The sequence below is a fragment of the Burkholderia sp. Ap-955 genome, from assembly GCF_011753045.1.
Taxonomy (GTDB): Bacteria; Pseudomonadota; Gammaproteobacteria; order Burkholderiales; family Burkholderiaceae; genus Burkholderia; species Burkholderia lata_D.
Window position 1 is genome coordinate 1 of the sequence record NZ_VWWH01000178.1, and the last position, 4,917, is coordinate 4,917.

6 protein-coding genes are annotated in these 4,917 nt (G+C 70.2%); 4 read left to right on the forward strand and 2 right to left on the reverse strand.

Translation table 11 applies throughout. The features are described 5' to 3' along the window. Window positions 1-377 (forward strand): exodeoxyribonuclease VII large subunit (locus F3J15_RS36900; protein WP_275692421.1); only part of this gene is annotated, 377 nt, incomplete at its 5' end. Window positions 378-613: 236 nt separating this feature from the next. Beyond that, window positions 614-1,192, forward strand: coding sequence for a superoxide dismutase [Fe] (sodB, locus tag F3J15_RS36905; RefSeq protein WP_011352986.1), 579 nt, complete (start codon window positions 614-616; stop codon window positions 1,190-1,192). A gap of 105 nt (window positions 1,193-1,297) precedes the next feature. On the opposite strand, the gene chrA is transcribed toward sodB, so the two are convergent. Both chrA and F3J15_RS36915 read right to left on the reverse strand, forming a co-directional pair. After that, window positions 1,298-2,509 (reverse strand): chromate efflux transporter, encoded by a 1,212-nt coding sequence (chrA, locus tag F3J15_RS36910; RefSeq protein WP_166897691.1) that lies wholly within the window; start codon window positions 2,507-2,509, stop codon window positions 1,298-1,300. Between the two features lie 85 nt (window positions 2,510-2,594). After that, entirely contained in the window at window positions 2,595-3,302 is a 708-nt protein-coding gene (locus F3J15_RS36915; RefSeq protein WP_166897693.1) for a Crp/Fnr family transcriptional regulator, read from the reverse strand. A gap of 81 nt (window positions 3,303-3,383) precedes the next feature. Between F3J15_RS36915 and F3J15_RS36920 the strand changes: the two genes are divergently transcribed. After that, entirely contained in the window at window positions 3,384-3,908 is a 525-nt protein-coding gene (locus F3J15_RS36920) for an Mpo1-like protein (protein ID WP_166897695.1), read from the forward strand. Next, a partial coding sequence (locus F3J15_RS36925) for a 2-dehydropantoate 2-reductase (protein ID WP_166897698.1) occupies window positions 3,901-4,917 on the forward strand: 1,017 nt, incomplete at its 3' end. The genes F3J15_RS36920 and F3J15_RS36925, both read left to right, overlap by 8 nt.

Sequence of the window (4,917 nt, forward strand, 5' to 3'; positions counted from 1 at the left end):
CGGCGGCGTCGCGGCCGGTGCGCGACGCGCGCGCGCGGTTCGCGCTCGCGCAGTTGCGCTGGCAGCGCGCACGCCCCGATTCATCGCAGGCGCGCCAGGCGCTCGCGGGGCTGTCGCAGCGTCTTGCGCTGGCCTTGCAGCGCCGTCACGAACGCGACACGGCTCGCGTGTCAGCCTGTGCGGCAAGGCTCGAGGTATTGAGCCCGCAGCGCACGCTCGAGCGCGGTTATGCGGCGCTGATCGATGCGCAGACGGGCCGCGCGGTGCGCACGCCGAACGCGCTGAAGCCGCAGCGCCGCCTGACCGTGCATCTCGCGGAAGGTTCGGCCGACGTGTCGATCGCCGACGTGCAGCCGCGGCTGACGGATACGATCTGACTTAAGCGAAGCGGCGCGGCGCGAGCGAAACGAGCGTCGTCGCAACACATGCACCGTGGCGGGAACGGATGCTGCGCATCGTCGGGTTCGTCCTGCCGGACGTTGCGCAAACATCGCTTTTCCGCATACCGCGGATAAATGGCCCGTGAGTTTGCGGGGTTATTCGTCCTCGCCTACAATCGGACGCTCGGCAGCATTCAACACAGCCTCCCTACATACTCAACGAAGGAATCGCCATGGCTCATACGCTCCCGCCGCTCCCGTACGCTGAAGACGCACTCGCGCCGACCATCTCGCTCGAGACGATCCAGTACCACTACGGCAAGCACCATCAGGCTTATGTGACGAACCTGAACAATCTGATCCCGGGCACGGAATTCGAAAACCTGTCGCTGGAAGAGATCGTGAAGAAGTCGTCGGGCGGCATCTTCAACAACGCCGCGCAAATCTGGAACCACACGTTCTTCTGGAACAGCCTGTCGCCGAACGGCGGCGGCGCACCGACGGGCGCGCTGGGCGACGCGATCAACGCGAAGTGGGGTTCGTACGACGCATTCAAGGAAGCGTTCACGAAGGCTGCAGTCGGCACGTTCGGCTCGGGCTGGGCATGGCTCGTGAAGAAGGCTGACGGTTCGCTCGACATCGTGTCGACGAGCAACGCAGCAACGCCGCTGACGACCGCCGACAAGGCACTGCTGACGATCGACGTGTGGGAACACGCGTACTACATCGACTACCGCAACGCACGTCCGAAGTTCGTCGAAGCGTTCTGGAACATCGTGAACTGGGACTTCGCAGCGAAGAACTTCGCGTAAGGTCCGGCGCCCGCGCGCCGCTACGGCGCGCGGCACCCAGCAAAAAGCCCTCGAAGCGAGGGCTTTTTGTTTTTTGCGGCCTGCGAACGTGCCGCGCGTGCCCGATCAGGCCAGCAGGCCGAACCCCCACCCGAGCCCGGCGCTCGCGATCACGACGGCCCACGGCGGCACGCGCCAGAACACCAGCGCGACGAATGCGACGAGCGCGGCGGCCAGATCGCGCGGCGCCACGATCGTGTCGGTCCAGACCGGGTGATAGAGCGCGGCGACCAGCAGCCCGACGACGGCCGCGTTCACGCCTGCGAGCGCGGCCTGCATCCGCGTGCTGCGGCGCAGGCGCTCCCAGAACGGCGCGGTGCCGGCCACCAGCAGGAACGACGGCGCGAAGATCGACACCAGCGCGATCGTGCCGCCGAGCCAGCCGTTCGGCGCGTTGTGCAGCGATGCGCCGAGGAACGCCGAGAACGTGAACAGCGGCCCCGGCACGGCCTGCGCGACGCCATATCCGGCCAGGAACGCCGCATCGCCGACCCAGCCGGGTGCGACCACGGCCGCCTGCAGCAGCGGCAGCACCACGTGGCCGCCGCCGAACACGAGCGCACCCGTGCGGAAGAACGCATCGACGACGGCAAGCGTGTCGGAGCGCAGCGCGCGGGCAGCGAACGGCAGGACGACGAGGAGCGCCGCGAACAGCGCGAGCCACAGCACGCCCGCGCGAGGCGACACGTGCAGCGGCAACGGATCGTGCGCGTCGCGTGTCGGCTGCGGCAGCAGCACGAGGCCGGCCAACCCGGCCGCGACGATCACCGCAACCTGGGTCCACGCGGCCGGTGCGAGCAGCGCAACGCAGGCGGCCGCGGCCATCAGCGTGACGCGGCGCGCATCCGGGCACAGCGTGCGCGCCATGCCCCATACGGCTTGCGCGATTACGGCGACCGACACGATGCGCAGCCCGTGCAGTGCGCCGGCTTCGATCGGCGCGCCCGTTGCATGCACGCCGAGCGCGAACAGCATCATCAGCAGCGCCGACGGCAGCGTGAAGCCGAGCCATGCGGCGAACATGCCCGCGTAGCCGGCGCGCGCGAGGCCGATCGCCATCCCGACCTGGCTGCTCGCGGGCCCCGGCAGGAACTGGCACAGCCCGACGAGATCCGCGTACGTGCGCTCGGTGAGCCAGCCGCGCCGCGTGACGAATTCGGTGCGGAAGTAGCCGAGATGCGCGACCGGGCCGCCGAACGACGTGAGGCCGAGCCGCAGGAACGCGATGAACACCGGCCACGGATGGCGGGAGGGAGCGGAGGCGGTCGACGTGCTCAAGGCGGTGCGGGCGGAAGAACGGACGAGCCGCCACGATAGCGCAACGCGGTGACGGCGGGGAGGCCGTGCCGCGGTCGTGCGGGGCTCAGCGCATGCCGTCGGGCAACCCGCTCGCGCGCCGTAGCGCATCGACGTCGACGAGCTCGATCGCGCCGACGTGCAGCCGCACGACGCCGTCGGCCTGCAGCGCCTTCAGCAACTGGTTGGTGGTCTGCCGCGTCAGCGACAGCATCGCCGCGAGCTTTTCCTGCGACAGCCGGATGCGGGTGCGGCCGGCGCTGATCCCGCCGTAGCCGTCGGCGATCATCAGCAGGCGGGCGGCGAGCCGCTGCGCGGCCGGCATCACGCTCATCGATTCGACGGTCAGGAAGCTCAGGCGCAGTTTCTGCGCCATCAGCAGCGCGAATTGCCGCCAGTATTGCGGCGTCGCGTCGAGGATCGCGAGCAGCGCGGCCTGCGGGACGTGCAGCAGCAGCGCGTCGTCGAGGGCGATCGCGTCGTGCGTGCGCGGCTGGCCGTCGAACAGCGCGATTTCGCCGAACCAGGTGACGGGCTCGGCCACCGTCAGCAGCGCTTCCTTGCCCTGCGGGTCGACCGCACCTATCGTGAGTGAACCGGCCAGTACCGCGTACAGCCCGCATGGCGGGTCGCCGCGCCGGAACAACGCATGACCGGCCGGCAGACGGCGCAGCGTCGCGCGCGCGATCAGGTCGGCGCGCAGCGCGGGCGGCAGCGCGGCGAACCACGGGTTCACTTCGATCTGCGGCAGGTACGGGGCGAGCGAGGCAGGCATGGGCACGCGATGTCGGGTAGCTGACAGAGGTTCTCGGGCGTGACGCGCATCATAGCGCTCAATAACCGATCAGGAGACGCGATGAAGACCCTCGAAGACCGTCTTTCCCAGTATGCGGCCTACCATCGCGACGCGCGCAACATCGCGACGCATCTGGTCGGCATTCCGATGATCGTGTTCGCGGTCGAGGTGCTGCTGTCGAGGCCGGCGCTCGGGATGCTGGCCGGCATCGCGCTGTCGCCGGCGCTGCTGCTGGCCGTCGCGTTCGCGGTGTTCTACGTGCGTCTCGACCTGCGGTTCGGGATCGTGATGACCGCGCTGTTCGCGCTCGGCCTGTGGGCCGCACAGGCGCTCGCGTCGCTGCCGACCGCGCAATGGCTCGCGATCGGCATCGGCGCGTTCGTCGTCGGCTGGATCGTGCAGTTCGTCGGGCACTGGTTCGAGGGGCGCAAGCCCGCGTTCGTCGACGATCTGGTCGGCCTGATGGTCGGGCCGCTGTTCGTCGTTGCCGAGGTCGCGTTCTTCGCGGGGCTGCGCGGTGACGTGCGCCGCGAAGTCGAGCGTCGGGCCGGCCCCGTGCACGGCGGCGCGCATTCGCATGTCTGACACCCCGGTTTGCGTGTTCGGCGCGGGCGCCGTCGGCTGCTATCTCGGTGGCCGGCTTGCGGCGGCCGGCACGCATGTGACGCTCGTCGGCCGCGCACGGATCGGTGACGCGATTCATCGGCACGGGTTGACGCTGACCGACCAGCGCGGCTATCGCGCGACGCTCGCGCCGGCCGACGTCGTGTTCGAGACCGATCCGGCGGCTGCGGCCGCCGCGCGGCTCGTGCTCGTGGCGGTGAAATCGGCCGCGACGCGTGAGGCCGCGGTGCAGCTTGCCGGCGTGCAGCGGCCCGGCACGGTCGTGATCAGTTTCCAGAACGGCCTGCACAACGCCGACGTGCTGCGCGAAGCCCTGCCGCATGCCACCGTGCTGGCCGGCATGGTGCCGTTCAACGTGATCGAGCGCGAGCCCGGTGCGTTTCACCAGGGTTCGGCCGGTGCGCTGGCGGCCGAAGCCTCCCCCGCGCTGACGCCGTTCGCCGACGCATTCGCGCGCGCCGGGCTGCTGCTCGTGCTGCACCGCGACATGCGGGCCGTGCAATGGGCGAAGCTGCTGCTCAACCTGAACAACGCGGTCAACGCGCTCGCGAACCTGCCGCTGCGCGACGAACTCGCGCAACGTGCGTACCGGCGCTGTGTTGCGCTTGCGCAGCGCGAAGCGCTGCACTGGCTGGCGCGGGCCGCGATCCGGCCCGCGCGGCTGACGCCGTTGCCGGCCGGGTGGCTCCCGGCCGTGCTCGACTTGCCCGATCCGGCGTTTCGCGTGCTCGGCGGCCGGATGCTCGCGATCGACCCGCTCGCGCGTTCGTCGATGTCCGACGATCTTGCGGCGGGGCGGGCGACGGAAGTCGAGTGGATCAACGGCGAGGTCGTGCGGCTGGCCGCGCACTTCGGCGGGCACGCGCCCGTCAATGCGCGACTGTGCGCGCTCGTGCACGACGCGGAACGCTCGGCGGCGCGCCCGGCCTGGCGCGGCGATGCGCTGTGGGCCGAGCTGACCGCGCAGGCG